Genomic DNA, 25,788 nt, shown 5'->3' with positions numbered 1-25,788 from the left:
TATTATGCTCTATCACCAGCTAACCTACGTAATTGTTGCGCTGCTGATCTCCAGTATTCTGTTGCTTACTGTGGATACTAAAATATATGCAGTCAATGCTATGCACCGGGAAAAGAAATACGCTAATGTGATCGGTTGGATATATCTCAGCTTATTCCTGCTGATAGGACTAGCTCAGCTATTCTATCTATAAATCTAATTCGTTTCTTGCTGCCCTTCACATAGTATTTCTTAACAGCCCATGGTATATTGAGGAGTACAATATTAAAGGACGGAGAATGCAGTCATGAACTCAAGAAGAAATCCTAAAGAAACAGCTAAAAGAGGTACTCGCTCTCACAGCAAGCCAAATGGCAAGCTTAATCATAAAACTAAAGCACCTGCGGCACCGAAGTCTTTTACAGTAAATGAACCTTCTGAGCTGCTCCCCTTCCTACTCACCCACATCACAGGCCGTGGACGAAATGCAATCAAATCTATCCTCTCACGTGGGCAAGTGGCGGTGAATGGTAAGGTTGTCACTCAGCATAATTTCCAATTACATCCGGGTCAAACCGTGGCGATCGATCAAGAGAAGCCCGTACAAGTAGCGGAGATGATCGGACTTACCATCGTCCATGAGGATGATGATCTAATCATTATTCAGAAGGATGCCGGACTGCTATCGATTGCCACTGCGGAAGAAAATGAATTGACCGCTTACCGCCAGCTTATGGAGCATGTTCGCGTCAGCAATCCTAAGAACCGAATTTTTGTCGTACACCGCTTGGACCGCGATACATCTGGGGTAATGATGTTTGCCAAAAGCGAACGGATCCAGCAGGCACTGCAAACTACGTGGAAGGATACCGTGAAAGAACGTTCTTACGTAGCTCTAGTCGAAGGCGCCGTTAAAAGACCTGAAGGTACAGTGAGCTCTTGGCTAAAAGAAACCTCTACCCTGAAAATGTACTCCAGTCCTCATGAAGGCGATGGTCTACATGCGATTACACATTATAAGCTCATTCAGGCGAACCGCCACTTCTCGTTGCTTGAGGTAAAACTTGAAACTGGGCGCAAAAATCAGATTCGTGTTCATATGGCAGATATCGGCCATCCGATTGCAGGAGACAAGAAGTATGGTGCAGAGACCAAAACGGTAGGTCGTCTCGGTCTGCATGCTCGTGTACTTTCTTTTATTCATCCTACAACAGGAGAGTTAATGACCTTCGAAAGCCCAATTCCGAAGACATTCCTGAAATATACCGCACCTGCACCTACGAACTGACAAGATCACAGTGAATACCCATTCATCCTAAGGGGGCTGATTACAGTGGAGCTTACTACACTACAATCGCTACAATAACTTAACAAAGAATGGGTGATTAGCTATGACAACAGCACATCATTATGAATGTATTGAACGTTTACCCACGACTGAGGAGCATGCCTCCTTATGGGAAGCTGTCGGTTGGGGGAACGTGAATACGGAAATGACTGCAGCCTCTCTGGCTCATTCGGTGTATGGCATGGTCGTTGTACAGGAAGACAAGGTTATCGGTATGGGGCGGATCGTCGGCGATGGTCATATGTATTTCTATATTCAGGACGTAGCCGTGCTTCCCGAATTTCAGGGCCAAGGCATTGGTAATGCCATTATTGAGCAGCTACTACACTATATTCGGTCTCATTGTTATTCTGGCGCGTTCGTCGGTCTGTTCGCATCACATGGCAAGGATACCTTTTATGAAAAATATGGCTTTCAGAATCATGCTCCCGGTATGACGGGCATGTTCAAGGTCATGGAGTAACACTGGAAAGATGCCCGGTCCATATGGTCCTTGGGCATCTTTTTCACTTCTATTTAGATCATGTTACAATATTAATAAACAAAAGAAGGTGCCATTATTGTTCCATCCTACTGTCTTCGATAATATTAAAATTGCTTTTGAGAACCAAATCTACGATTACGATAATCTGGACGGAATTCTGGTAGTTACGGATCGTTCCGACCTTCTGAATATGGCATTGATGTCCAGAGAATTCAGCCTTTCCTTCCAATTAACTGCCGGCAGGAGTGTAACCGCCGAAGTCTTCCTCACTTCTTCTGTGAAAGATCTCAGTGATGAAATATTGGAGGTGCCTAACACAGATCCCGGCTGCAATCTTTCATTACGTTTTTATATGGAAATCGAAGATATCCCTGCTGAATGTCAAGCGATTGAGAGTATTCTTAAAGCGATATGGGGACCTGAATTTCAGCCCGTACAGTCTTTAAGCTTCATTTATGGGCAAGAAGGCGAAACCTACAATAACTGCATTGAGCTGCAATTCAAAAGACAAATCACTGAGGAGCAGATGGAGGACATTCCGAACCTGCTGAATCATCTTCTGCAAAGTGTAGAAGAATTGGAATCTTTCTCCGTATAATTCCTGCTGCACACCGTTCGTACTTTGGAAAAGAGGTGAGCAAGAAATGAAATTCCTACCTGCTGCCAAAAGTAACCGTTGGTTTCTCTGGATGGCCGTTTATGGTGTTTTTCTGTGGCTGCTTTTCATTCTGCACAGATTCGTTATGATGGCCCATTCATTGGATATCACACTCTTACTGCGCTTCGCACTTTTTTCCATTATCGTATCTGGTATCGTTAACGTCTTAGGATGGTTTGGAGCTCGTCTGCTCTGGTTAATCACTACAACAGGAATTATTATCGGTTCGGTGATTATGCTAAGCTACACCTATAGAGAGATGTCCGGTTGGGAGGATCTCGCGGGATTCCTAGCTTTTTTCTTTTTTACCTGTGGAGGATTTGCACTCGGTTTGTTGGCAGAGAGTATTCGTCTGCTGGTTAAGCATTGGCCGAAAGCTTGAATGGAGGAGTTGATAGATCGTTGTCCAATTCTTTTCTCACCAAAAATGCATTGTCCCATTCCTTAAAAGAACTAATGGAACATACGTCGCTCAATAAAATCACAGTCAAACAGCTCGTGGACCATTGCGGACTTAATCGACAAACCTTCTATTATCATTTTCAAGATATATTTGATTTACTGGGCTGGATCTATAAGACCGAAGCTGTAGAAAGCATCGCCCAGTATCGTAGCTATAGTACATGGACGGACGGCTTCTATAGAATCTTCTGCTATATCGAACGAAATAAAACCTTTTGCTGCAACACCTTGAACTCACTGGGCAGAAATCATCTGGATGCCTATCTATACGAAGTGACAAATGATCTTATTATGGGTGTCATAAACGAACTGTCCGCCGGGATGGAGGTTAGCCATGAAGATAAACATTTCATTGCTAATTTCTATACACTGGCCTTCACAGGTCTCGTCATTCAATGGATGAGAGACGGGATGAAAGAGCATCCGGATCACATTATCGAGAAGCTAAGTGTACTCATTGAGGGAAATTTTCTAAAAGCTTTGCACAAATATGAGAACAAGCCGTTGTAACCTTTGGGTTCAACGGTTTTTTTGTCTAAAAACTAGACACATGAACCATAATGACCAAAATCCATACACTCTAAAAGGTTTGATTATACCTTCAAAATTGGAGTTGGTTTACATTAAGAGTGTGATTATTTCAACAACAACTTGGAGGCGACCATTGTGAAAAAAGAGTACGGTAATAAACAGGTTTATTTTGTCGGTGGCGGAATTGCATCCTTAGCGGGCGCGGCTTACCTGGTCAGAGACTGTGACTTTCCGGGACAGAACATTCACATTATTGAAGAGATGAAGATTCTCGGTGGCAGTAACGACGGCGCAGGTGACGCTGAGCACGGTTATGTCATTCGCGGTGGCCGGATGCTTAACGATGAGACCTATGAGAATACATGGGATTTACTCATGTCGATTCCCTCCCTCGACCATCCTGAGAAATCCGTTAGAGAAGAGATTATAGAATTCGATACCGCCAATCCAACACATGCTAACGCTAGACTCGTTAACCGCAACGGTGAGGTGGAAGATGTATTGTCCATGGGCTTCGATATGGCTGACCGGCTTGCGATGGGTAAATTGATTATTACACCGGAAGAAAAAATGGGAAAAGCTCGGATTAACGACTGGTTTGGTCCACACTTTTTCACCACGAACTTCTGGTATATGTGGGCTACTACTTTCGCATTCCAGCCTTGGCATAGCGCTGTAGAGCTTAAACGATATATGATTCGCTTCGTTCATGAGTTCCCAAGAATTCAAACCCTGGAAGGCGTAACCCGCACTCCATATAACCAGTACGATTCTATCATCTTACCTATGCACAAATATCTCGAAGGCTTCGGCGTTGACTTTACACTGAAATGTACAGTAACTGACCTGCAGTTCAAAGAAGGAGATGGCATTACCGTAACCCAAATGAACGTCCTGCGCCAAGGTGTCCCAGACGTTATTAACATAAGCGAAGACGATATCGTAATCGTCACGAACGGCTCCATGACTGAAGGATCAAGCCTTGGATCCATGACCTCTGCCCCACGTCTCAATGGAAAGGGTAGCTCATGGAAGTTATGGGAGAACATCGCTGCCAAAAAACCAGGTCTCGGCAATCCATCATCCTTCGATGATCATATCGATGGTTCGAAATGGGAGTCCTTTACCGTGACCTTCCAAGATTCCAAATTCTTCGATCTTATGGAGAAATTCACTCGTAATCGTGCAGGTACTGGCGCATTGGTTACCTTTAAAGATTCGAGCTGGTTAATGTCCGTTGTCTTAGCTTTCCAACCGCATTTCCGCAATCAACCAGAGCACGTAAAAGTATTTTGGGGTTACGGTTTGTACCCTGACAACGTAGGAGACTTCGTGAAGAAGAAAATGAGCGAATGTACCGGTGAAGAAATTATGGAAGAATTAATCGGTCATCTTCATTTCGAAGAACATAAGGACGAGATCATGGCAACTGCTAATTGTATTCCATGTATGATGCCTTATATCACTTCACAATTCATGCCTAGATTAAATAGCGACCGACCTAAAGTAGTGCCTGAAGGCTCCACTAACCTTGCCTTCGTTGGCCAATATTGCGAAATTCCAGATGATGTTGTATTCACGGAAGAATACTCTATCCGAGCAGCAAGAACTGCAGTATACACATTGCTCGGCATTAACCGGCCTATCGAGCCTATCAATCAACATCAGTACGATGTCCGCACCTTGTTCACAAGCTTTATCACTTCTTTTAGATAAACACATCATAAAGAAACAAGCGCTTCTGGATAGATTCAGGGGCGCTTGTCTTTGTAGTGTGTAAAACATGATTTAATAAGAACTCTCCATTCCAGGCGAAATCGTGTGTATGTTAAGCTCAACATGAATTTCAATAGAATGGATGAGAGAATATGTACATCGAAAATGGAAATTTAGTCATTCGTAATGCAACAGCAAATGATGTCCCCCGGTTATGCAGTTGGTGGAACGATGGAAAGATTATGGCACATGCCGGTTTTCCAAATGGCATCGGCTGCACAGAGCAGGATATATTGGAGAAGCTTTTGACCGACACCGAACTTAATCGTCGCTTGATACTGGACATCGAAGGTGTCCCATCAGGAGAAATGAACTATAGAACCATTGCCGACGGCACTGCAGAAATTGGCATCAAAATCTGTGATTCTAACGAACAGGATAAAGGCTTTGGAACTGTATTTTTAACCATGTTGATTAACTTTTTATTTGAAGATATGGGATATCGCACAATCGTTCTCGATACCAACGCCAAGAATTCAAGAGCTCAGCATGTATATGAGAACATTGGCTTTCGTAAAGTTGCCCTTCATTTGAATTCGTGGAGAAATCAACTTGGAGAATGGCAATCTTCTATTGATTATGAATTAACAAGAGCAGAGTTTCGGAATTAAAAAAAGAAGAAATGGAAACTTCTCCATCTCTTCTTCTCTACACTATACAAACTTTATATATTGCAAGATCCGTCAGCGCAGCCATCATCCGTGGATACTTCAGATTTTCCATTGCCAACCACCTGCAGCGTTGGTCCTGCTTGCTCCTCCGCCCACACGGTATCCAACACCTCTGTAAACACAGGCCCTGGCTGTGCACCAGATAACGCATATTTATTGTTGAACACGAAGAATGGTACACCGGTAATATTAAGACGGCTTCCTTCTTCGATATCGCCGTTCACTTCAGCTGTGTATGCATCTGTCTCCAACATTGCCGTTACTTCTGCCTGATCCAGCCCTACCTCAGCAGCAAGTGTAGCAAGTACACTACGATCACCAAGATTTAATGAATCCGTAAAGTAGGCGCGTAGCAGACGTTCGGACATTTCTGCACCTTTTCCTTTTGAGCTTGCAAAGTGACTCAGGCGGTGACTATCGAAAGTATTCGTATGCTTCATCGTATCGAATTGAAAATTCAATCCTACATCTTGCGCTTGCTCAGCTAGCTGTGCGTTCATTGCTTTTGCTTTTTCAATCGTCATACCGTATTTGGAAGCAAGCATCTCATGAATACTCTTTGTCTCATTCACTTTTGCGTGTGGATCTAGTTGAAAGCTACGGAATACCACCTCTACTTGATCACGGTTCGGAAATTGACTCAGCGCATTCTCCAAACGTCTTTTACCAATATAACAAAATGGACACGCATAATCGGACCAAATATCTATTCTCATGAAAAAACCCCCTAATATTATTATTCATTTGTAGCTGCTTAATTAGATTGATAACTAAATATTCGTCGCTTACTATTATATAGTTAAAAACCGAAAAATACAAACTTAACTTTTATTAAAGAACTCTTATTAGACCTGAACCCCAACTAAAAGTATACAAAAGTGGTATATACGATCTTCTTCAGGACCGATAGAATGAAAGTAACCATTTCGCCGGAAGACTGCATTCAGAGTAGCGGGCGAAAGAAGTCCTGAAGGGGGATTTAAGATATGTATGATCTATCTATAGTGATTCCTACCCGTAACCGAATTAATGATCTTACGGTCTGTATAGAGTCCATTGGCAAGCAGACAAATCTTGAGGATATCTCCATCGAGCTATGGATTGTGGATGACGGTGAGATCCCTGAGGACAGATTAGCCTATTATCGTGAAATACTAACTGAATTACCGCAGGCTGAACTGCATTATCATCGTAAAACTAAGCCTGGCCTCTGGCTTTCCCGTTACGAAGCGCTAGGACTTATTCATGCAGAAATTGTACTCCACTTAGATGACGATGCAGAATTAGATGACCCCTTATATATTCGAAGACTGCTAGATACTTATGCAGCTGATGATTCCATTGTTGGTGTAGGTGGTGTAGCCAAAGGCATACATAGTAGCATGCCAAGCAGGCTATTCGGAATGCTAACCGGACAAATGTCCGGATCACCAGGCAGATTGTCGGCAAGTATGTTTGCAGGCTCGCAATTCCTTTGGGGAAAGAAGAAGCATGTATTTGAAACGGATTTTTTTCACGGCTGCAATATGTCCTTCAAGCGCTCGGCACTGCTTGATATTAAACCCTATCCATGGATGACAAGCTATTCCATAGCCGAAGATATTTATTTGTCTCATTTGGCCAGCCGCTATGGCAAGCTTGTGATTAACCCCGCCATGAAAATCATCCATCATGAGTCGCCAGGCTCTCGCGATAAGGCGGGTATTGTAGCACAAGCTACAGCCGTTAATCACTACTATCTGCTCAACTTGCGTAAAGCTCCGTTTATGAATTATGCTGCCTTGATCTGGACACTGTCATGTCTGACGGCTAAAGCAACCTTAAAGCGGAATTTCAAAGCCGTTAGCGGATATGCCAAGGGCATCCTCTTCGTATTAAATCCTCGTAAGAATAAATACAGTGAATATATGCTTGATTAATTAGCATTGTTTTATTCTAAATCTTCTGCGTTGCTCCGAATCAGGATACGGGGCTTTTTTTGCTATGGTGACCGATTTATCCCTTAATCTGTCATGAAATTAATTTCCATCAACCTGATATCTAGGGTATTATAAGTAATGATGTGGTTTAGAAACTAACTTTATGGATGGTGGAATATGTTCAAGAACAAAAAAACGACGCTGATCCTCGTTGTAATTGTCATCGTCGTCATAGCTGTCGGTGCTTGGCTAATTACTAAGGATAAAGACGATAAAACAGCGGGAACTACGGGTAGCGCAACAACATCCGGAAAAGGAGAGGAAAAGTCTCTCTCACAAACTTTTTATATTTATGACACTGTTGTGAATATCAAAGTGTTCGGTGCTACAGTAGAACAGAAAAATATGGATGATATCCAGCAGATGCTGGAGCGAATGGATATGGAGCTTAGCCGCACCAAAGAAGGTGGAGAGACTTACGCAATCAATCAGGCAGCAGGAAAAGAAGCGGTTGTTGTTTCTGACGAGACCCTGGATGTAATTAAACAATCCATACAATACGCAAAGGAAATGGACGGGCTATTTGATCCTACAATCGGTCCGTTAATCGATCTTTGGAATATCGGTAGCGGTGGAGATAAAGTCCCTCCCCAAGCTGAAATTGATAAAGCGAAGAGCCTAACCAATTACAAGGACGTTGAAATTGATGAAGCTGCGAAAACTGTAAAGCTGATGAAGGAAAATATGGTGCTAGATCTGGGCGGCATTGGTAAAGGTTATGCTGCTGACCGTATCGCTGATTATTTGAAAGAGCAAGGTCTGAATAGCGCTATGATTAACCTCGGAGGCAGCAGTATTATTGCTCTCGGTAAGAAGCCAAACGGAACGGAATGGAATATCGGATTGCAGGATCCGGATCAAAGCCGCGGCACACAGCTAGGAACCATTAAAATCTCAGATGAGGTCATCGATGCTTCTGGTGTTTACGAACGGTATTTTATGCAGGACAATGTTCGTTACCATCATATCCTTGATCCACGTACAGGATATCCTTCTCAGAACGGTCTCAAAAGCCTTACCATTATGAGCCCGAATGCAACAGATGCAGATGCCTTATCAACGGGGGTATTCTTGATGGGAATTGAAGAGGGTATGAAATATCTTGAATCTTTACCTGAAGATGTGGAAGCTTTCTTTATTACCGACGACAACAAAATCTATGCCACCGCAGGTATTAAAGAAAGAATGAATCTGACGGATCCAACGTACAGCTTCGCAGACTAAATGAAAAAAGCTTGCCCCATAAAGCCGAAGCCGGCTTTCTAGGGAGCAGGCTTTTTTTATAGATCTGACTAGGAGCAGCGAGAAGGACGCCTCTCTCTCAGTTAAACATACGAACAAGAAAGAACTATGGTTTAATACAGTTAAACCTCGGAAACATCTACATCAACAAAGGAGCGAAATTCATGAACCTTGTGAGACCCCTACCTTCCATAGCGGCTGGCGCGATATTATGGCGGTTGCGGCGGGTAATGCTCATACGGGTAATGCTCATACCATCGGGCTTAAATCGGACGGCACGGTGGTTGCTGTGGGTAATAATGAACAGGGTCAATGCGATGTACACAGCTGGCAAGGCATCCAACTACCAAGAAATTAGTTTTCAAATTTATTAATTCATAAAATAATGAAAGCCATGCGCCGATTCCTCTCGCATGGCTTATGTTTTGTACCTCCTCTTACACAAAAGGAAGCTTGCCAAATTCCTTATAGTTAGTAAAAATATAACTAGGTTTATGATCCGTAGCCGGTTGTCTGCCTCTCGGATTGTACCAACAAACCTTCCATCCAGCCGCAAGCGCTCCAACTACATCATTAGCCCAAGTATCCCCTATATAAAGCGAGTTCTCCGCCAAAGTGCCTGACTTTTGGTTTACGTGCACGAATATTTCCGGATCCGGTTTAGCAAGACCTACAGCATCAGAAATAAAAATCATATCCTCGGGAATAATCTGATCTAACCCTAATCCCACAATCTTATTCATCTGATGATCCTTCGGTCCATTCGTAATAATGCCTACCTTATGACCGTCCGCAATGAACCGTTCAAGGTGCTCACGCACGCCATCAATCATTTGAATAGTGTATTGTCGTCCAATATATGCCGCTTGTACCGCCGAAGCTTGGTCACGATCAATCTGTAACCCATACTCTGCAAAAGCAAGCTCCAACCGCCGCACTCTTGTCTCTTCAAGCGGAATCTCACCGCGCAAATACATCGGCCATAATACATCACTATGATGTCTCACTTTATAGAATAATTCCGCAAAGTCCAGACAATTCTCATCTGGGCGGAGCACTTCACGCACTGCTTCTTTAAAAGGAACCAGATGATCATATAATGTATCATCGAGATCAAAAAAGATTGCCAACTTATGACTTGTTTCCACTTTAACGCCCCTTACTCATCTTTCTCTCTAGCTATCTTCAGAAAAAAAGGTTATAGGTATAAAATTCATCATCTCGAAGGTATCCATGCGCTTCATACAACCGCTGCGCACCCACATTCACTGTCATCGTTGTCAAGGACAAGCCCTTCGTATTCGTAGAGAGGGCATGGTCTCTAGCACTGTCCAGCAGTTTGGAACCTAGGCCATGCCCTCGCAGTCCCTCAGTAACAAACAAATCATTCAGTATCCAGAGGCGCTCCATCGTAACCGATGAAAAAGAAGGATAGAGCTGTGTGAAGCCCCGCGCGCGTTTCTCATCGCCTCCCCCCTCAACCACCATAAGGATCACAGATTCATTCAGCTTTAGCCTGTCAGCTAAGAAGGCGCGTGCACCTTCCCGATCTGAGGCTGCTCCATAAAATACTCGATACTCATCAAATAATGGGATGAGCCGTTCTAAATCATCCAGAACCACTCGTTCTATACGATAGTTATTCATCCTCAGCGCTCACTTTCCGGCTTCGCCCGTTTTAACCTCATTGTAAATGGTTACCGAGCCGTTCACCATGGAGAGAACGCCGAATGATTTGGACAATTGAGCCTTATTCCTTTGAATCGTAGAACACATGCCGGGCACTAACTTTACCCGCTTCGATATCTAAAATTCCGAAAGAATACAATTTCTCACGCCGCTTATCTGTAGGAGAACCTGGATTAAATAGCAGGATACCATTCTCCTCTCTTAGCAAGGGCTGATGTGAATGACCAAAGAGAATACAATCCACCTCATCATTCGCAAAAGCAAGCAGGGCATTTCCATCCGTTCCTTTGCGAGAATGCGGCGTATGTCCATGAACCATTCCGATTCGGATTCCCTCAAGAGTAATAATCTTGCGTTCTCCGAAACGTTCAATGATCTCATCGCCATCATTATTTCCGGCAATACCCTCTACCGGTGCTAATTTCGTCAGTAAATCATAGATCCCCATACTCACCCAATCACCCAAATGTAGGATTAAATCCACATTTTGAAACTCTGCAATCAGCGCCTTTGGCAGAGACTTAGCCATTCTTGACATATGTGTATCAGATACGACTCCTACTTTCATTAATCTCATCTCCTAATCTACCATACTCAACTTTTGTTATCGCACATATCCATAAATCTAATATTCAAATAATTGTACGATTTGCTTAAGCGAGAAGCAAGTTCTGTGACTTCTTCCGCTCCCTTGCTGGAGTAAGTGAACAAGAAGAAAGTTCTATTCTCGATTTGAAAATTGTCTGACTGCCTCTCTTTTACAATCTTTAATTCCTAACATCAACTTCCCACAATTTGTGATATAGTTCATATACTTCCAATTGCGAAATAAGAAACAATGATCTTATAGACAAACCCATAATTTGTTTAATGTTGAATATTACGGAAACAGCTTGTTACTTTTGACGGAAGGATGGATCATTTTGGAGTTGGATCTTAACGGGATCAATGCTGATTCACTGGTTCAGATGCTTAAGGCGTCATTTACCCTTGAAAACTGGGACGGTATCCTCCAAATCGCCGATAAACTATACAGCGAGATTAATCACTTCTACAGCATAAATCAGCGGGAGAGCACCGACGGGCAGAAGGAGAGCGACTTCGGGTTAAAACGCAGCATCGTCTATTACTTCGGATTTTCAATGTGTTTGAAAGGGATTGCGCTTGAGAAGATGGGCCGGTATGACGAGGCTAGAGTGTGCATCTCGAAGTATGAGGAATTGGGATGGATTAACGATATGGACGCAGGCGGCTGGGCAGAGGTTGAATATTATAGTGAAATTGCCCGAGCTAACCGATATGTGATTGATCTGAACGAGGGGAACACAGAAGTTCTACCGGATTATCTGGTTTTCCTGCGGCATAACAACGAAGAGCTCTTGCCAGGCATGACACATATTCTGGAGTCCGCGATCAAGCATGAGTACAACGTCGATGAGGTGCTGATCGAGTTCAAAGAGCAGATCGAGTCGATGGAGGAATACTACGAAACAAATAGGAATATTCGTTATTACTTAGATTTCATTTACTTAAAGGCAAAATATTATTCCTTAAATGGGAACATATATGACGCTATAAATATGCTTTCATATGCTATGGCATCATCCGTTAAGTTTAAAGATGATACGGGGTTCCGCAAGTCAGCGGCTCTCTTTGAGAAACTCCGGAATCAGACAACCCCAGAGCAGTTGGACAAGTACCTCGGGTTGATGGAACAAATACTAGTCTAGGGAGGATTTTAAAAATGAAGAAAAAAGTATCTATGCTAGCCTTGATTCTGGTTGCTTTGCTAAGTGTTAATGGTGCGATAGTTAGCGCCGACGGAGACTTCACCGCCACGGCCAAGATTCCAAGCGGCGGCATCGCCCCTATGAGCCATGGGGTAGACCATTAATTAAATCAATAATTGGACGAGCCCCTGCAACCTAAGCAGGGGCTCGTTTGATATGTTCATTAATTAAATTTTGTTCCAGCACCATTAGGACTCTCGATCCTGCCAATTCCATAGTCTTACTTCCCCCACATGCAAATCGCTGACCCATGTTTCTTCCTTCAGCTTAAGCAATTCTTTCACCGGACCGGTTACTACAGCTCCATATAGCCTAACTCCGTTCTTCTCCAAATAACTAATGGAATCATCCAAATCAATAAACGGAATTACCCTGTCCGCGATTGATTTATGCTCTTGCATCAAGTGCAGCGTCTTGAGGAAGTTCGCATTACGCAGTTCACCATCCCCATACGACTCAACAGATGGAGAAACACTCGAACGGCTAGTCACCCCTCCAAACCATCCTCGCTTCTCCCTCGATTCCTGCGTCACTTTCATATCATCCGCATGCCAAATTGGCATATATGGAAAACCTAATGGATCATTAACTACTGGCTGTCGTGTCCGTGGACCTGTATCTGCCGCAAACCACAAAGGCTGAAGATTCTTAGGCTCAAACTTCTTCAACAGCTCATCTGTCGTAAAAAATTGATCAAAAGATAAGTACGCTTCCGCTACTGTTCCTTCCGGCAGCTTCTCCAATCTCTCCCACTCATTACTGTTATCCATACTGTTTGTCGCAGATTGATTCTCCTGTGGATACACAAAATAATAACCTACACTTCTACTATCATCCGTCCATGAATAGTTGTAGAGTCTAGCCCATCCAAATAAAAGCTTCATGGAATAATCCCCGACAGTAATTTGTTCATCTCCCACTTGTTTCTCTATCTTACTTGTCAGATTCATGCTAAAAAATGGACCGGTACCACTACTCAAATGTACAATCGTATTCGGCTGTGAGACAGCAATAGCGGAAGAAACAACATCACTATAAGTCTCTCCTCTTTCTCCAGTGCTATAAAATATCGCAGTGATGACACTGCTGATAATCAAGAAAATTAAAAACGCAGAAATTACCGTTAAAGTATTCGAAATCCGAGCTCTCCATTTACCCCAGCGGATGATCTTTTTTTCCTTGCCAGGTCTGTTTTTTTTACCCTTGCCGAATTTTATGTTCTTATCCTCACTTGAAGCCCGCTCTTCTTCACCCATCAGTTCATCCAGATAAGCCTGATAAGCTTCCATCTTCTCTAACTCCCGCTCCACTTCATCTCTATCCTCGCCAGGAAGAGTACCTTCTCCATACCTTTTTAATTTCTCCTTGAATTCCTCACTCATGCTCATTCCTCCTCCGTTCCGCTTCACGCAGCTTCTGTCTGGCTCGAAAGATCAATATCTTATATTGGGACAGGCCCACATTCATAATGTCCGATGCTTCCAGATAACTAAGACCATGAAAATCATGTAGTAGCAGTGCATGCCTCTGATTGTCCGGTAGCTCACCTATCGCAATCCTCATCTCTTCCCAACGTTCCTGCCGAAGCAGCGTGCTTTCCGTGGTATCTGGATGGGCGAGCTGTTTAAAAAAATCCTCACTCTGAACAGTACTGCGTCCTTCCTTCCGCTTATAATCTACGAAGGCATTGTACGCGACACGGAACAACCACGGCTTAATCTTCTCGTCTTTACAATCCTCCAAATATAAATAAGCACGGTAAAAGGTCTCCTGCATTAAATCTTCGGCCGCGTGATGATCACCACAAAGGGAGCGCAAATAGCGGTAAATATCCATCACATACATCTGATATATTTCATCCAGTGAATTTCGCTTCATGCACTCCCCCCTTAACCTAACCACGTATGCCAACATAAAAAGTTACAGTTAAATTCAACAACTAGTATGAATATACCAGTTATTCTATGGAAGAATGCGAAAAAAAAGCCCGCTGACAAGGAGGTTTACTCCTGCCAACAGGCTTTTTAATAATCATCGGAATATTTATTGATCGTTCAATTCTCCAGGTTACTCTGCTTACAGAACAACCTCAACTTCTTTGAGCATTTCACTAACAGAGATTAAACCGCCACCGGACAAGTACCAGTAGTTAGGATCAAGGTAAATGATTTTACCGTTTTTAAAAGCATTTGTGTTCTTCACGAGATCGTTCTCAACTGCATCCTTCGCTGAACCGGATTTGCTGCCATCACTCTTCACAGCTGCATCTCTATCTACTACGAACAGATAATCCGGATTCTTGTCGGCTACATATTCGTACGATACGCTTTGACCATGAGTGGATACTTCGATTTTATCATCCGCTTGAGCAAATCCGAATACATCATGGATAATACCAAAACGTGAACCTGAACCATAAGCACTGATTTTTCCTTCATTGGCAAGAATAATAAGAGATTTTTTACCATCGGCTTTAGCTTTCTCATTCAGAGCTTTAACGGAGTCAGTAATAGTCGCAAGCTCAGCTTCTACTTCAGCTTCCTTGCCAAAAATTTGGCCCAGCGTCTTCACATTTTTCGTGAAGGATTCCATGTAATTCGCATTATCTACAGCAACGTACAATGTAGGTGCAATTTTGCTGAATTCATCATAAGAATCTTGCTGTCTGCCGGAAATGATGATCAGATCAGGAGAAAGACTATTTATTTTTTCGAAGTCAGGCTCTTTCAAACCACCGACATTCTCATATTTGGCATCGCTATATTTAGAGAGATAAGAGGGTACATTGCTTTGAGGCACTCCAGTCACCTCTACGCCCAGTTTATCCAAAGTATCGAGTGTACCGAAGTCAAATACAACGACTTTCTGCGGGTTACTCTTAATCGTAATTTCTCCAAGTTCATGCTTAATAGTAAGCTCTTTGGATTCTGTATTCGGTGCAGTAGTAGCCTCTGTATTGCCTGCCGCTGCTGTATTATTATCTGAAGTTGCTGCATTATTGGAGCCACAGGCCGCCAAGATTACGGCAAGAAACACTGTCATGATTAGTAAAGATACGTTCTTCTTCAAAATATTCACCCCTATAATTTATAGTCAAGCTATTTGAATTATTCGCGTATTCGTCAAGAAGCTGGCGCCTATCACTTCTAGCGTTACGTCATAATAATTTCCGAATATAAACGGCGTCTTGTTTAAAAATAGACACCAATTTTACGACCACCTATTGTTTCTATAGGGATATCCATGTCATATACATCCCTAAGCACTACAGTATCAATAATTTCATCCACCGTACCCGATGAAGCTACCCGCCCATTCTTGAGCGCTACAATGTAGTCAGAGTAACAAGAAGCGAAATTAATATCATGAATGACGAGCACAATCGTCTTGCCCTTCTCTTCTACCAATCGGCGTAACACCTTCATAATTTGTACAGAATGCTTCATATCCAGATTGTTGAGTGGTTCATCGAGCAAAATATACTCAGTGTCCTGAGCCATAACCATCGCAATATACGCTCTCTGACGTTGTCCACCACTAAGCTGATCAATATATTTATCCTGCATCTCTTGAAGGTCCATGTAAGCAATCGCTTCGTCAACGAACGCTCGATCCTCAGGTGTGAGCTTCCCTTGTGAATAAGGGAACCTTCCGAAAGAAACAAGTTCCTTCACGGTGAGGCGTACGCTGATATGATTGGACTGCTTTAGCACCGATATTTTACGAGCAAGTTCATTACTCTTACAGCTGCCAATTTCCTTCCCTTCAATCAGTACTTCTCCTGCGTCTTTAGAGATAAGTCTACTGATCATGGAGAGCAACGTGCTTTTACCAGCTCCGTTAGGGCCGATAAACGAGGTGATTGCACCCTTTTTAATGGTTAAAGACACATCATCAACAACGGTTACTCCGCCATAACGCTTGCTTACATGCTTAACTTCTACCACGACTTATTCTCCTTTAACAGCAGATAGACAAAGTAGACGCCACCTGCAAAATTAATGATTACACTAACCGTAGTAGTGAATCCAAACACACGTTCAACTAGAAACTGTCCCCCGACAAGAGCAATAATGCTTAGCAAAATCGTGCCGGGAATCAGATAGGAATGCTTATACGTACGGAACAACTGATGCCCCACATTGGCTACTAGTAAACCCAAGAAAGTGATCGGCCCCACTAAAGCCGTTGATATTGAAACGTAGATGGATACAATTACTAACAGCCTTTTGACTACATAGTCATAATTGATTCCTAAGTTAATGGCTTCATCTTTCCCTAAAGAAATAACATCTAAATACTTCACAAATCGCATGAAATACAGCGTAGTTAACGCTAGAACAACTGTAGACAATATCAGTAGATCACTGCTGACGTTGTTGAAGCTGGCGAACATTTTTCCTTGCAGAATCAGGAATTCATTCGGATCAATGAGCACTTCCATAAAAGAAGATGCACTCTGGAACATCGTCCCCATAATAAGTCCTACGAGCAGCAGGAAGTATATGTTTTGACCCTCTCTTCGGAACATTAGCTTATACAGCACACCTGAGAACAGAACCATGATACAAGCTGAGAACAAGAAATTCACATTTTTATTCATAAACGTCATATTTGATGAGCCTAGGGCGTATACACCGAACGTCTGGATCAACATGTACAAAGAGTCTAGCCCCAGAATACTAGGTGTCAAAATCCGATTGTTCGTAATGCTCTGAAAAACTACGGTAGAGACAGCTATCACCGCTCCGGTAATTAAAATGGCCGCCAGCTTTCTCCCCCGACTGGGTAGAACATAATCCCAATTGCCCATAACATGATAGGTCATAAACAAGACGATGAGAGCAACAGCGCTTAAGGATAATATAGTTAGTTTCGTCTTCATCACTAATTCGCCTTTCTTCTCATCAGCAAGTAGATAAACAGACCACTTCCGATGACGCCTACCGTGAGACTGATTGATATTTCGTATGGATATATAATGAGCCTGCCCAGAATATCACAGAACAGGAGGAACACCGCACCGAGAATGGCAGTATGCGCCAGATTTTTTTTCAAGTTATCGCCTATGTATAGCGTTACTATGTTAGGTACAACAAGACCTAGGAAAGGAATTGTACCTACGGTTAAAATAACTACTGAAGAGATTAACGCTACAATCACCAATCCTACGTTCACAACCGCTTTGTAGTTCATACCGAGATTAACGGAGAAATCCTCCCCCATACCGGCAACGGTGAACTTATTGGCGAAAACATACGCGAGAATAACAAGCGGAATACTGATATAGATTAATTCGTATTGACCCTTAATAATCGTTGAGAAATCGCCAAGCATCCAAGACGAGATATTCTGAACCAAATCATTTTTGTAAGCAAAAAATGTAGTAATCGAGCCTACAATGTTCCCGAACATGAGTCCGACCAGCGGGATGAAAATACTATCCTTGAACTTGATCCGATCCAAGATTCTCATAAATATAAATGTTCCCAATAGGGCAAAAACAAAAGCAACGAGCAGCTTCTGCATCGGCGTCGCCCCTGTGAACAGCATCAGGGACACGAGAATACCGAATTTCGCGGAATCCATCGTGCCCGCCGTAGTGGGAGAAACGAATTTATTTCGTGATAATTGCTGCATAATTAATCCGGCAATACTCATGCTTACACCAGCTATAATCAGTGCAGCTAAGCGTGGAATCCGGCTGACTAGCAGAGTCTGCATCTGAGATTCCGTAAGCGAAAAAAGATCCAAAGGTGAAATATCTTTTACGCCTATAAACAAAGATATAAATGAGAATACTATTAGAAGTAGGGACAAATATTTTAGTTTCATGAGTTGTTCCTTATCTGTTTAATAGTTAAATAGTTTGAGAAATAGATGATATTATCGGTATTGATAATGATTTTCATTTGCACTATGTTCGATTATACCTAAGCCCACTTTGAGGGTCAACCCTTTCGTATAGTAAAATTTAAAACAATTGAATTTTATAAATTACATTAAAAAAGAGACACCCTAATAGGCATCTCTTTATCACATGATCTATTTCCGCTAGCTATAGCAGTTATTTATACTTGTGCCAATCCTGACTACTGTTCTCCAACAGATGTGCAAAATCATTCTCAAGCCGCTTTTGCTCAGCTTTTCGCTGATCTTCAACCGCTTTACGAGCAGCTTCCTTGCGGTCATTCTCTTCCGCTTTCAACGCATCAGATTGCGCCTTCAGCTTTCCAAGAACATCACTGCTCAACAGGTCTTTTAGCGTAGCTGGTGCATCGGTCGCAGCAGGACGCGGAGTGGTAGGCATTTTCTTTTTTTTAGCCACTGTCAATCATCCCTTCTAGTAATGAATTAATTTGGAATTCGTTTAAATTATTGGTCTTTTCGTTTATAATGTTCACTAAGAGGTGAGCCATATGAAGTCCACTGATTTATGTCCCCAACTACAAAAAAGTATGGATATTATCGGCAGGCGTTGGACAGGTTTGATCATCTACCAGCTCCTCCAAGGACCACAACGTTTCAATGTGATTGAAGCAGCTTTGCCCATCAGCGGAAGGTTACTCTCCGAACGGCTTAAAGAGCTGGAACTGGAAGGAATCGTTCTTCGAGAAGTATTCCCTGAGACACCTGTGCGAATCCAATATTCCTTAACGGATAAAGGACTTGCCCTAGAAACAGTCATCCGAGATTTGCAGCGTTGGTCAAAAATATGGATTGATTGTGACACAAATAACGTAGGCTCAACACTTGAAATGTAAGCGTTTCAAGTGTGGCTATTAGATTTTAAGTCCTATGATCACCAAATCACGTTCTATACCATCCAGTTCAGCCACACCAGGCAGTAATCCCCACTCTTCAAAACCAAATTTCTTCAGTAAGCCGAGGCTTGGATCATTATGTCCAAACACAAAGCCAACTAAGTTCTTAATACCAAGACTAGGGGCTTTCTCAATAGCCTCTGTAAGAAGAATTCTACCGGCTCCACCACCACGGAACTTTTCACTTACGTATACACTAATTTCTGCTGTTGCATTATACGCTGGACGACCGTAGAACGATTGAAAGCTGAACCATGCCGCAATTTCATCCCCCTGCTTAAGTACCCACAAAGGGCGATGATGGCTGTTATGTTCAAGGAACCATTTTTCTCTGTCTGCAACAGTAATTGGTTCCAGATCCGCAGTGACCATCCGTCCAGCAATCGTTGAGTTGTAAATCTCCACAATAGCTGCTAAGTCTGCAGGTGTTGCATCTTCAATCCTGCTATTCTCCCATTTCATCCCTTGATTCCCCCAAATGTGTTAATTACTTAGGCCGACCTGCTCCTGGCTCCATAGCCACAGCCGCTGCGCCTCTTGTCTATTCTGCGCTCTGGGAGACAGCTGCTTAATCTTTCGTCGATAATAATATTGTCCTGTTACTTCTCGAAGCTCAAGTGCCGTTGCCAAATAAATCGCTGTATCGGCTCCTTGCTCGGGTGTTAAGAAGAAGTATGACAGCAGCTTAAGGATCGACTTGCCGAAGCCCGTCTCTCGGTTCACACCGATATTCGTGCCTACTGCTCCTGGATGTACGCAATTCACAGTCACCTTTGTACCATGAAGACGCAAAGCCAGCTCCCTTGTGAACAAAATATTAGCTAGCTTGGACCGAGCGTAGGCTTTGGCGGGATTGAAACGGCGATCGAGGGTTGGATCTTCATAGTGAAGTGCACCTATTTTGTAAGCACCGGAAGCAACGACAACGATACGGCCTTGCTCTGCTGCCTTTAAAGGCTCCAGTAACAGATTCGTAAGCAGATAATGCCCCAAATGGTTTACACCAAGATCCATCTCAAAGCCGTCCTTCGTAAGCTGACGCTTAATCGTGACTACCCCAGCGTTATTGATGAGTATATCTAGAATCGGATATTTCCGGGTGAATTCCTCCGCAAAACTACGAATGCTCTCCAGCGAGGCCAGATCACACAACATCAGCTCGATATCCTCGGAGTGGCTCTTTTGTTTAGCGGCAGCAAGCGCTTCTTCTCCTCGCTGGCGATTGCGGCATACCATTATTACTTTGGCTCCCTTGCGAGCCAGTTCAACTGTCGTCGCTAGCCCCATTCCGGAATTTGCTCCAGTTACAAGTACAATTTTACCCTTCATCCCAAGAATCACTCCTCTCTCAACAACCGTACCCCAATAAGCTTCCACCTAACCTTACGAGAAGTATATTTAAAGATTATGTTACACCAACTAGTAGTCTCAAGAAAAGCTACATCTCACGATTAATGGTATAGATGAACAAATATGCGTTACTGCTTAAGGTTAAGTTCTAGAATAGGGATGTCGTGATTAGCCAACGATAGGTGTAGTTCATCATGTGCGTCTAGTCTATTTTTGATCTATAATAAGAATATTGCGGTTCTAATCGTGAAGTTGAAAGGGGAATACCAACTATGAATAACGCTCTGACAAGCCTAGAGCAGCAAATGGCGAGTGAAGGACTTGATGCCCTCCTCGTAACAGATCCCAAACATGTCTACTACTTAACCGGATTCGCCAGCGATCCGCATGAACGCTTCCTGGGTCTGCTGTTGATACGTGGAGAGGAGCCTATGCTGATTCTACCCGCACTAGATGCGGAAGCAGCTCAAGCCGCTTCTTCAGTCACCAAACTCCTAACCCACAGTGACACTGATAATCCCTATATCCTGCTTAAGGATTGTTTCGGCAGCAGTAAGATAGGTACTCTTGGCATAGAGAAGGAACATTTCTCAGTAGCCCGTTTTGAACATTTAACCGCTGCCGTTCCAGCGGAACGATTTAGTGATATTGGTCCATTGCTGCGCAGCATGCGTTCCAAAAAGACCCCGGATGAAGTTAAGCGCATGAAGCATGCCGCTGAGCTAGTTGAGGAAGCTTTGCGCCGCGTGCTTACCCATGTAAAATCAGGTGTTACAGAAAACGATCTAGTAGCTGAGCTAGAATATCTAATGAAAAAGGTTGGCGCTTCTGGCCCTTCCTTTGACACCATGGTGCTTTCTGGTCCGAAAACCGCCCTGCCTCACGGTGTTCCAGGCAACCGGGTCATTCAGCCAGGTGACTTCCTGATGTTTGATATCGGGGTATACGCTGATGGTTATGCTTCCGATATTACACGTACCTTTGCTATTGAATCCGTGGATGACAAGCTTGTCACGATCTACAACACCGTGCTCGCTGCTAACGAAGCTGGGATCGCTGCTTCCAATCCTGGAGCTCCTTTCGGTTCTGTCGACAAAGCTGCACGTGACGTGATTGAAGAAGCCGGATTCGGAGAATATTTCTTGCACCGTGTCGGACACGGACTGGGTATGGATGTACATGAATATCCATCACTCCATGGACAGAACGATGACATTATCGAAATCGGCAACGTGTTCACCGTTGAGCCAGGGATTTATGTACCCGGACTAGCAGGTGTGCGTATCGAAGATGATCTGATTATTACAGCTGAAGGTGCGGAGACCTTAACAAGCTTCCCTAAGGAACTGACTATTCTTCATTTGTAGAAAAGAAAATATAGCCGTAGTTCATATGAGCCCAATATTGATACCAAGAGTATCCGAAAAATATTAGAATCAAAGATAGCCCATCCCTAATAAGTTGGAAAAGAATCACTTTCAACTTACTGTGATGGGCTTTCTCTTTTTCCCGCACCATACTCGACTTATTCAGACCCTTTCAAATCCATAATCCCTTTCAACATTTCATCTGCCATTTCCGCATATTGGTTATCTCCATTAGTTGACTTTGCCTGTCCGCATCATTCTACTATTCAAATTTTAACTGGAGAGAATCACAAATTGGCATATAGCCTATCTTTTGATAGATGCTATTAGATGTGGGATTTGCTAAATCCGTATATAAGACGCACTTAGTAAATCCTTTATCCAATGCAAGTTGGCTTATTTGCGCCACAATTGAAGTAGCATAACCCTTACTGCGCTCATATGGAGGGGTATATACAAATGCCACGCCAATAGCCGTCTGCATTACCCTTGTATATCCTGCCATAGAAACGGGTATCCCGTTGTCCTCTAAAATATAGAGTTTTTTCGATGCTATTCGGTAGAGGTAAGGGTCTGCATCTTGCGGGATGGACATTTCTGTTTTGCCATAACTCGCCGCTGCATAAAATGCTTCAGCCCAGTATGGGAAAAAGTGAATATCCTTTTCATCCAGCAATCGAACGATACCAACCTTTTGAATGTCTGGATTTACTGCCGTAAGTTCATATATACGTTGGCTCATGGTTGTTTTAATAGTTAATCCCTTGCGCAAGGTATATTCTTTGGCAAAATACTCTGCCAAGGTTTTTTCGGTTGTCACACCTGGAATTTCACGATCTTTTAATCCATCTATCAGACAGTTTATAGCTTCTGGGTTAATTTTGTTGTCCGTTGCATAAAGCGTAATATTGTGTGGCGGTGTCATTATGGCGGTAAGTTGTATGCCCTTAGCATCCGAAATCGTTGCCATAAGCCAATTTATAGGGTCACGCCAGTCTGTTTTGTCTTTTCCTTCATGCCCAATTATGATATTGCCAAGAGGAATCAAATTTTGCGCTTCATGACGCATCAGCACATCATAGGTATCAATGTAAAACTCATGCACATCCGTATACAATTTGAATTGCATTACAATATCCCCCTTTCACCTGCTCAACGTTTTTCCGGATTTTTCGAAACTAATCGTTCTTTCTTACGGTTTACTGATTTATCAAAAGCACTCCTGCGCTTTAACCCTGCCTGTTGAACTGCACCACTCCTTACCCAAAGCTTCAGCATGATCAATTTCAACTTGCCGTAATGTCAAACGTTCTGTAGCCATCAATTTACTCATTCGATAACCCTCCAATTTAATAATTAATTTATGAAGACGCAAAAAAACCCCATCCCATTTGGGACGGAGCTGCTCCGCGTTACCACCCTGATTGACGTTTATAATAAACGCCCACTTAGCCATCGTCCAACAACGATGCTTCTTTGTAACGGTAGAATCCCGGGCCCATCTACTATAATTCGGGGGCCAGCTCTGAGGTGATTTTTCGATTCGGATACCCGCTGCCTCGCACCAACCGGCAGTTCCCTGAACGGCATTTCCGTATCTACTTGTCCTCTTCATCGTATTTGGTAATTATTAATTAAGCTCAATATAAGATATTTGCAAAATTGTGTCAATAACTCAAACAACAACTGCCAAAAGAACTGCTATTCCGCAGAAATCTCTACGTACTATCTAACCCCAATTTGACGCCGAAATTAGGCATTAACCTTGCCTAGGGCGAATATCTTAACGGGAAAGTACATTTTAAAAATGAGGTGATACTCTTGGGATACTTCGTTACTGTGGAACCGGGCGTAAAAGTATTTATAGAGGACATCAATCCGAAGGGAAATAAAACGATACTTTTTATTCACGGATGGCCGCTAAACCATAATCAGTTCGAATATCAGTTCAATTTCCTTCCTAAGCTCGGTTATCGTTGTATCGGAATGGACTGGAGAGGATACGGCAATTCGGATAAACCATTCGATGGTTACGGTTTTGATAGATTAGCAGATGATCTTCGTATGGTCATCGAGGCGTTACAGCTAAAAAACATAACACTGGCAGGACACTCTACCGGAGGCGCGATCTCAATTCGTTATATGGCTCGTTATAAAGGGTACGGGGTATCTAAACTCGTCCTAATCGACGCTGCGTCTCCATCAAGCGTTCCAAAAGAATTTACGAATAAAATTATCGAAGATACAAACAATGACCGTCCAAAAATGCTGCAAAACCAAACGGAGCTTTTTTTCTTTCAGTACATTTCTGAACCGAAATCCGAATGGTTCTTTCTAATGGGTTTACAAGCTGCGAATTGGTCGACTTCCGCCATTATGGTCACGCTAAGAGACGAGAATGTTTACAACGATCTTGGACAGATCGATGTACCCACATTAATTATTCATGGAATTCATGATAAAGTCGTTCCGTTTACCCAAGCTCAGGAAACAAATAAGCTGATTAAAAATTCGCAATTAGTTCCATTCCAATACAGCAGCCATTGCCCTTTTTTGGAGGAGCGTGATAGATTCAACACACTATTATCTTCTTTTGCATAACGCCTCGCCAATCTAATACCTTATCCTTCAGTTCACTAATTCATCTTCTGGCAACTGCTCTTCTGGCTCCTCACGCCTGCATTCCCCACATCCCACGAATCGACTCTGCCTCTTTAACCATCCTGCCGACTAGCTCTGAGACTGTAGGGATATCATGGATCATTCCTGTTACTTGACCAGCCCAGCCGATGCCCTCTTCTTTAATGTCATCATAAACCCAGCGCTTGTTGGCTGCGCCGCTGATGTATTCTTTTAAGGCCTCATACGTCGGTGTTACACGCTCGACTTCAAGAATTTTGTCGCTATATTCATTGCGCAACACTCGCGCGGGCGCTCCGATAGATCGTTTGATTACGACTGTATCTGACTCAGAGCTTTCTACTAGGGCTTTTTTATAAGAAGCAGCCGCATGAACACATTCAACCGTAGCAACAAAACGTGTCCCCATTTCAATTCCCTCAGCCCCCAGTGCATGGGCAGCCATCCATCCGCGGCCATCCCCGATCCCGCCTGAAGCAATCACAGGAATTTCAACCGCATCCACTACTTGGGGCACGAGCACCATAGTCCCAACATCATCACGTCCCAAGTGTCCTCCTCCCTCTTGGCCAACAACAATAACCGCAGAAGCGCCTAATTGTTCAGCTTTTTGGGCTTGTCTACGTGAGGAGACGAGCACGAGCGTTTTAATATTCGTAGACCGAAACATTTCCAGCATGGGGGCTGGATTTCCTCCGGTGAGGCTCACGACGGGAACCTTCTCGTCGATGGCGATCTGCACCCGATCTTCATAACCAATACCATGCATACCGATGGCAAAATTAACACCAAATGGCTTGTCCGTCAAAGTACGTACCCGTTCTATTTCTGAACGTAAAGCCTCTGCACTCGGAAGACTCATCGCTGTGACCTGACCCAATCCACCAGCATTCGAAACTGCAGCCGCGAGGTCTGCATAACCTAAATAAGCAAGTCCACCTTGAATAATAGGGTACTCTATGTGCAATAACTCCGTAATACGGGTGTTCCATTTCATT

Annotated in this window: 31 protein-coding genes, 1 pseudogene and 1 other annotated feature; of the genes and pseudogenes, 16 read left to right on the top strand and 16 right to left on the bottom strand. The window is 43.2% G+C overall.

What is annotated here, in order from left to right; translation table 11 throughout:
* The first annotated feature begins 4 nt into the window (after window positions 1-4).
* From ACN6MV_RS06665 to ACN6MV_RS06630, 8 genes are all read left to right on the top strand, one after another.
* Window positions 5-193: a CLC_0170 family protein gene (locus tag ACN6MV_RS06665; protein ID WP_419885967.1), complete on the top strand. Its 189-nt coding sequence runs from the start codon at window positions 5-7 to the stop codon at window positions 191-193.
* A gap of 93 nt (window positions 194-286) precedes the next feature.
* The gene (locus ACN6MV_RS06660) at window positions 287-1,267 is read left to right on the top strand and encodes an RluA family pseudouridine synthase (protein WP_341111013.1); all 981 of its coding nucleotides are present in this window, start codon (window positions 287-289) and stop codon (window positions 1,265-1,267) included.
* 103 nt (window positions 1,268-1,370) lie between these two features.
* Window positions 1,371-1,790: a GNAT family N-acetyltransferase gene (locus ACN6MV_RS06655; protein ID WP_419885966.1), complete on the top strand. Its 420-nt coding sequence runs from the start codon at window positions 1,371-1,373 to the stop codon at window positions 1,788-1,790.
* A 97-nt stretch (window positions 1,791-1,887) separates the two neighbouring features.
* Window positions 1,888-2,409 (top strand): hypothetical protein, encoded by a 522-nt coding sequence (locus ACN6MV_RS06650; protein WP_042125040.1) that lies wholly within the window; start codon window positions 1,888-1,890, stop codon window positions 2,407-2,409.
* Between the two features lie 46 nt (window positions 2,410-2,455).
* Entirely contained in the window at window positions 2,456-2,851 is a 396-nt protein-coding gene (locus tag ACN6MV_RS06645; RefSeq protein ID WP_042125038.1) for a hypothetical protein, read from the top strand.
* Window positions 2,852-2,871: 20 nt separating this feature from the next.
* A complete protein-coding gene (locus tag ACN6MV_RS06640) occupies window positions 2,872-3,441 on the top strand; it encodes a TetR-like C-terminal domain-containing protein (RefSeq protein WP_042125036.1) in 570 nt (189 codons plus the stop codon).
* Window positions 3,442-3,597: 156 nt separating this feature from the next.
* The gene (locus ACN6MV_RS06635) at window positions 3,598-5,178 is read left to right on the top strand and encodes an oleate hydratase (RefSeq protein ID WP_419885965.1); all 1,581 of its coding nucleotides are present in this window, start codon (window positions 3,598-3,600) and stop codon (window positions 5,176-5,178) included.
* 152 nt (window positions 5,179-5,330) lie between these two features.
* Window positions 5,331-5,849 (top strand): GNAT family N-acetyltransferase, encoded by a 519-nt coding sequence (locus ACN6MV_RS06630; RefSeq protein WP_042125033.1) that lies wholly within the window; start codon window positions 5,331-5,333, stop codon window positions 5,847-5,849.
* Between the two features lie 53 nt (window positions 5,850-5,902).
* Here ACN6MV_RS06630 and ACN6MV_RS06625 read toward each other — a convergent pair whose 3' ends face one another.
* Window positions 5,903-6,625 carry a DsbA family oxidoreductase gene (locus ACN6MV_RS06625; RefSeq protein ID WP_042125031.1) on the bottom strand — a complete coding sequence of 241 codons (723 nt, stop codon included), beginning with the start codon at window positions 6,623-6,625 and terminating at the stop codon, window positions 5,903-5,905.
* A 270-nt stretch (window positions 6,626-6,895) separates the two neighbouring features.
* Between ACN6MV_RS06625 and ACN6MV_RS06620 the strand changes: the two genes are divergently transcribed.
* The 3 genes and pseudogenes from ACN6MV_RS06620 to ACN6MV_RS06610 all read left to right on the top strand — a co-directional run.
* On the top strand, window positions 6,896-7,828 hold the full coding sequence (locus ACN6MV_RS06620; protein ID WP_419885964.1) for a glycosyltransferase family 2 protein: 933 nt from the start codon (window positions 6,896-6,898) through the stop codon (window positions 7,826-7,828).
* A 177-nt stretch (window positions 7,829-8,005) separates the two neighbouring features.
* Window positions 8,006-9,112, top strand: a complete 1,107-nt coding sequence (locus tag ACN6MV_RS06615) for an FAD:protein FMN transferase (RefSeq protein WP_042125028.1) — start codon at window positions 8,006-8,008, stop codon at window positions 9,110-9,112.
* Between the two features lie 211 nt (window positions 9,113-9,323).
* Window positions 9,324-9,488 (top strand): annotated as a pseudogene (locus tag ACN6MV_RS06610) (RCC1-like domain-containing protein); the annotation flags it as partial.
* 79 nt (window positions 9,489-9,567) lie between these two features.
* Here the strand turns inward: ACN6MV_RS06610 and ACN6MV_RS06605 are convergent.
* The 3 genes from ACN6MV_RS06605 to ACN6MV_RS06595 form a co-directional block, all read right to left on the bottom strand.
* The gene (locus ACN6MV_RS06605) at window positions 9,568-10,278 is read right to left on the bottom strand and encodes an HAD family hydrolase (RefSeq protein ID WP_419885963.1); all 711 of its coding nucleotides are present in this window, start codon (window positions 10,276-10,278) and stop codon (window positions 9,568-9,570) included.
* A 37-nt stretch (window positions 10,279-10,315) separates the two neighbouring features.
* The gene (locus ACN6MV_RS06600; protein ID WP_419885962.1) at window positions 10,316-10,777 is read right to left on the bottom strand and encodes a GNAT family N-acetyltransferase; all 462 of its coding nucleotides are present in this window, start codon (window positions 10,775-10,777) and stop codon (window positions 10,316-10,318) included.
* Window positions 10,778-10,880: 103 nt separating this feature from the next.
* Window positions 10,881-11,387: a metallophosphoesterase family protein gene (locus tag ACN6MV_RS06595; RefSeq protein ID WP_042125020.1), complete on the bottom strand. Its 507-nt coding sequence runs from the start codon at window positions 11,385-11,387 to the stop codon at window positions 10,881-10,883.
* 355 nt (window positions 11,388-11,742) lie between these two features.
* Between ACN6MV_RS06595 and ACN6MV_RS06590 the strand changes: the two genes are divergently transcribed.
* Both ACN6MV_RS06590 and ACN6MV_RS06585 read left to right on the top strand, forming a co-directional pair.
* The gene (locus tag ACN6MV_RS06590) at window positions 11,743-12,549 is read left to right on the top strand and encodes a DNA-binding protein (protein ID WP_419885961.1); all 807 of its coding nucleotides are present in this window, start codon (window positions 11,743-11,745) and stop codon (window positions 12,547-12,549) included.
* A 14-nt stretch (window positions 12,550-12,563) separates the two neighbouring features.
* A complete protein-coding gene (locus tag ACN6MV_RS06585; RefSeq protein WP_156114739.1) occupies window positions 12,564-12,713 on the top strand; it encodes a hypothetical protein in 150 nt (49 codons plus the stop codon).
* Between the two features lie 84 nt (window positions 12,714-12,797).
* Here ACN6MV_RS06585 and ACN6MV_RS06580 read toward each other — a convergent pair whose 3' ends face one another.
* The 7 genes from ACN6MV_RS06580 to ACN6MV_RS06550 form a co-directional block, all read right to left on the bottom strand.
* Window positions 12,798-13,991 (bottom strand): anti-sigma factor, encoded by a 1,194-nt coding sequence (locus ACN6MV_RS06580; RefSeq protein WP_419885960.1) that lies wholly within the window; start codon window positions 13,989-13,991, stop codon window positions 12,798-12,800.
* Window positions 13,984-14,487: a sigma-70 family RNA polymerase sigma factor gene (locus ACN6MV_RS06575; protein ID WP_042185661.1), complete on the bottom strand. Its 504-nt coding sequence runs from the start codon at window positions 14,485-14,487 to the stop codon at window positions 13,984-13,986. The genes ACN6MV_RS06580 and ACN6MV_RS06575 overlap by 8 nt, the downstream gene beginning before the upstream one ends.
* A gap of 198 nt (window positions 14,488-14,685) precedes the next feature.
* On the bottom strand, window positions 14,686-15,678 hold the full coding sequence (locus tag ACN6MV_RS06570) for a siderophore ABC transporter substrate-binding protein (protein WP_269321982.1): 993 nt from the start codon (window positions 15,676-15,678) through the stop codon (window positions 14,686-14,688).
* Between the two features lie 122 nt (window positions 15,679-15,800).
* Window positions 15,801-16,556, bottom strand: coding sequence for an ABC transporter ATP-binding protein (locus ACN6MV_RS06565; protein ID WP_042125014.1), 756 nt, complete (start codon window positions 16,554-16,556; stop codon window positions 15,801-15,803).
* The gene (locus ACN6MV_RS06560) at window positions 16,550-17,494 is read right to left on the bottom strand and encodes an iron chelate uptake ABC transporter family permease subunit (RefSeq protein ID WP_042125012.1); all 945 of its coding nucleotides are present in this window, start codon (window positions 17,492-17,494) and stop codon (window positions 16,550-16,552) included. The genes ACN6MV_RS06565 and ACN6MV_RS06560 overlap by 7 nt, the downstream gene beginning before the upstream one ends.
* A 2-nt stretch (window positions 17,495-17,496) precedes the next feature.
* The gene (locus ACN6MV_RS06555) at window positions 17,497-18,444 is read right to left on the bottom strand and encodes an ABC transporter permease (RefSeq protein ID WP_042125010.1); all 948 of its coding nucleotides are present in this window, start codon (window positions 18,442-18,444) and stop codon (window positions 17,497-17,499) included.
* 232 nt (window positions 18,445-18,676) lie between these two features.
* Complete coding sequence (locus ACN6MV_RS06550) at window positions 18,677-18,937, bottom strand: YqkE family protein (RefSeq protein WP_042125008.1); 261 nt, start codon at window positions 18,935-18,937, stop codon at window positions 18,677-18,679.
* 91 nt (window positions 18,938-19,028) lie between these two features.
* Here ACN6MV_RS06550 and ACN6MV_RS06545 point away from each other — a divergent pair, with 91 nt between their 5' ends.
* Window positions 19,029-19,373, top strand: coding sequence for a winged helix-turn-helix transcriptional regulator (locus tag ACN6MV_RS06545; RefSeq protein WP_042125006.1), 345 nt, complete (start codon window positions 19,029-19,031; stop codon window positions 19,371-19,373).
* Window positions 19,374-19,391: 18 nt separating this feature from the next.
* Here the strand turns inward: ACN6MV_RS06545 and ACN6MV_RS06540 are convergent, their stop codons facing one another.
* Together ACN6MV_RS06540 and ACN6MV_RS06535 are read right to left on the bottom strand one after the other, a co-directional pair.
* Window positions 19,392-19,895, bottom strand: a complete 504-nt coding sequence (locus ACN6MV_RS06540) for a GNAT family N-acetyltransferase (protein ID WP_375105075.1) — start codon at window positions 19,893-19,895, stop codon at window positions 19,392-19,394.
* Between the two features lie 21 nt (window positions 19,896-19,916).
* The gene (locus ACN6MV_RS06535) at window positions 19,917-20,762 is read right to left on the bottom strand and encodes an SDR family oxidoreductase (RefSeq protein ID WP_419885959.1); all 846 of its coding nucleotides are present in this window, start codon (window positions 20,760-20,762) and stop codon (window positions 19,917-19,919) included.
* Between the two features lie 293 nt (window positions 20,763-21,055).
* Here ACN6MV_RS06535 and ACN6MV_RS06530 point away from each other — a divergent pair, with 293 nt between their 5' ends.
* Window positions 21,056-22,150: a M24 family metallopeptidase gene (locus ACN6MV_RS06530; RefSeq protein ID WP_042125000.1), complete on the top strand. Its 1,095-nt coding sequence runs from the start codon at window positions 21,056-21,058 to the stop codon at window positions 22,148-22,150.
* A gap of 262 nt (window positions 22,151-22,412) precedes the next feature.
* On the opposite strand, the gene ACN6MV_RS06525 is transcribed toward ACN6MV_RS06530, so the two are convergent.
* The gene (locus tag ACN6MV_RS06525) at window positions 22,413-23,279 is read right to left on the bottom strand and encodes a GNAT family N-acetyltransferase (protein ID WP_419885958.1); all 867 of its coding nucleotides are present in this window, start codon (window positions 23,277-23,279) and stop codon (window positions 22,413-22,415) included.
* An 81-nt stretch (window positions 23,280-23,360) separates the two neighbouring features.
* Window positions 23,361-23,483, bottom strand: a complete 123-nt coding sequence (locus ACN6MV_RS06520) for a hypothetical protein (RefSeq protein WP_419885957.1) — start codon at window positions 23,481-23,483, stop codon at window positions 23,361-23,363.
* Window positions 23,484-23,539: 56 nt separating this feature from the next.
* Window positions 23,540-23,774: a binding site (T-box leader), on the bottom strand.
* Between the two features lie 197 nt (window positions 23,775-23,971).
* Here ACN6MV_RS06520 and ACN6MV_RS06515 point away from each other — a divergent pair.
* On the top strand, window positions 23,972-24,751 hold the full coding sequence (locus ACN6MV_RS06515; protein ID WP_419885956.1) for an alpha/beta fold hydrolase: 780 nt from the start codon (window positions 23,972-23,974) through the stop codon (window positions 24,749-24,751).
* A 70-nt stretch (window positions 24,752-24,821) separates the two neighbouring features.
* On the opposite strand, the gene ACN6MV_RS06510 is transcribed toward ACN6MV_RS06515, so the two are convergent.
* Window positions 24,822-25,787, bottom strand: coding sequence for an NAD(P)H-dependent flavin oxidoreductase (locus ACN6MV_RS06510; RefSeq protein WP_419885955.1), 966 nt, complete (start codon window positions 25,785-25,787; stop codon window positions 24,822-24,824).
* Between the last annotated feature and the right edge of the window lies 1 nt (window position 25,788).

The organism is Paenibacillus sp. B-A-8, assembly GCF_048572915.1.
Taxonomy (GTDB): domain Bacteria; phylum Bacillota; class Bacilli; order Paenibacillales; family Paenibacillaceae; genus Paenibacillus_AQ.
Note: the sequence above shows the minus strand (reverse complement) of the source record. Positions and strands in the feature narration are given on the sequence as shown.

Bases quoted from the DNA above. Each gene is read 5' to 3' on its own strand.
- ACN6MV_RS06530 (WP_042125000.1), top strand. From the start codon at position 21,056: ATGAATAACGCTCTGACAAGCCTAGAGCAGCAAATGGCGAGTGAAGGA.
- ACN6MV_RS06510 (WP_419885955.1), bottom strand. From the start codon at position 25,787: ATGAAATGGAACACCCGTATTACGGAGTTATTGCACATAGAGTACCCT.
- ACN6MV_RS06535 (WP_419885959.1), bottom strand. From the start codon at position 20,762: ATGAAGGGTAAAATTGTACTTGTAACTGGAGCAAATTCCGGAATGGGG.
- ACN6MV_RS06525 (WP_419885958.1), bottom strand. From the start codon at position 23,279: ATGCAATTCAAATTGTATACGGATGTGCATGAGTTTTACATTGATACC.
- ACN6MV_RS06555 (WP_042125010.1), bottom strand. From the start codon at position 18,444: ATGAAACTAAAATATTTGTCCCTACTTCTAATAGTATTCTCATTTATA.
- ACN6MV_RS06645 (WP_042125038.1), top strand. From the start codon at position 2,456: ATGAAATTCCTACCTGCTGCCAAAAGTAACCGTTGGTTTCTCTGGATG.
- ACN6MV_RS06540 (WP_375105075.1), bottom strand. From the start codon at position 19,895: ATGAAATGGGAGAATAGCAGGATTGAAGATGCAACACCTGCAGACTTA.
- ACN6MV_RS06620 (WP_419885964.1), top strand. From the start codon at position 6,896: ATGTATGATCTATCTATAGTGATTCCTACCCGTAACCGAATTAATGAT.
- ACN6MV_RS06580 (WP_419885960.1), bottom strand. From the start codon at position 13,991: ATGAGTGAGGAATTCAAGGAGAAATTAAAAAGGTATGGAGAAGGTACT.
- ACN6MV_RS06600 (WP_419885962.1), bottom strand. From the start codon at position 10,777: ATGAATAACTATCGTATAGAACGAGTGGTTCTGGATGATTTAGAACGG.
- ACN6MV_RS06655 (WP_419885966.1), top strand. From the start codon at position 1,371: ATGACAACAGCACATCATTATGAATGTATTGAACGTTTACCCACGACT.
- ACN6MV_RS06595 (WP_042125020.1), bottom strand. From the start codon at position 11,387: ATGAAAGTAGGAGTCGTATCTGATACACATATGTCAAGAATGGCTAAG.
- ACN6MV_RS06585 (WP_156114739.1), top strand. From the start codon at position 12,564: ATGAAGAAAAAAGTATCTATGCTAGCCTTGATTCTGGTTGCTTTGCTA.
- ACN6MV_RS06575 (WP_042185661.1), bottom strand. From the start codon at position 14,487: ATGAAGCGAAATTCACTGGATGAAATATATCAGATGTATGTGATGGAT.
- ACN6MV_RS06615 (WP_042125028.1), top strand. From the start codon at position 8,006: ATGTTCAAGAACAAAAAAACGACGCTGATCCTCGTTGTAATTGTCATC.
- ACN6MV_RS06520 (WP_419885957.1), bottom strand. From the start codon at position 23,483: ATGAGTAAATTGATGGCTACAGAACGTTTGACATTACGGCAAGTTGAA.
- ACN6MV_RS06630 (WP_042125033.1), top strand. From the start codon at position 5,331: ATGTACATCGAAAATGGAAATTTAGTCATTCGTAATGCAACAGCAAAT.
- ACN6MV_RS06665 (WP_419885967.1), top strand. From the start codon at position 5: ATGCTCTATCACCAGCTAACCTACGTAATTGTTGCGCTGCTGATCTCC.
- ACN6MV_RS06545 (WP_042125006.1), top strand. From the start codon at position 19,029: ATGAAGTCCACTGATTTATGTCCCCAACTACAAAAAAGTATGGATATT.
- ACN6MV_RS06660 (WP_341111013.1), top strand. From the start codon at position 287: ATGAACTCAAGAAGAAATCCTAAAGAAACAGCTAAAAGAGGTACTCGC.
- ACN6MV_RS06625 (WP_042125031.1), bottom strand. From the start codon at position 6,625: ATGAGAATAGATATTTGGTCCGATTATGCGTGTCCATTTTGTTATATT.
- ACN6MV_RS06560 (WP_042125012.1), bottom strand. From the start codon at position 17,494: ATGAAGACGAAACTAACTATATTATCCTTAAGCGCTGTTGCTCTCATC.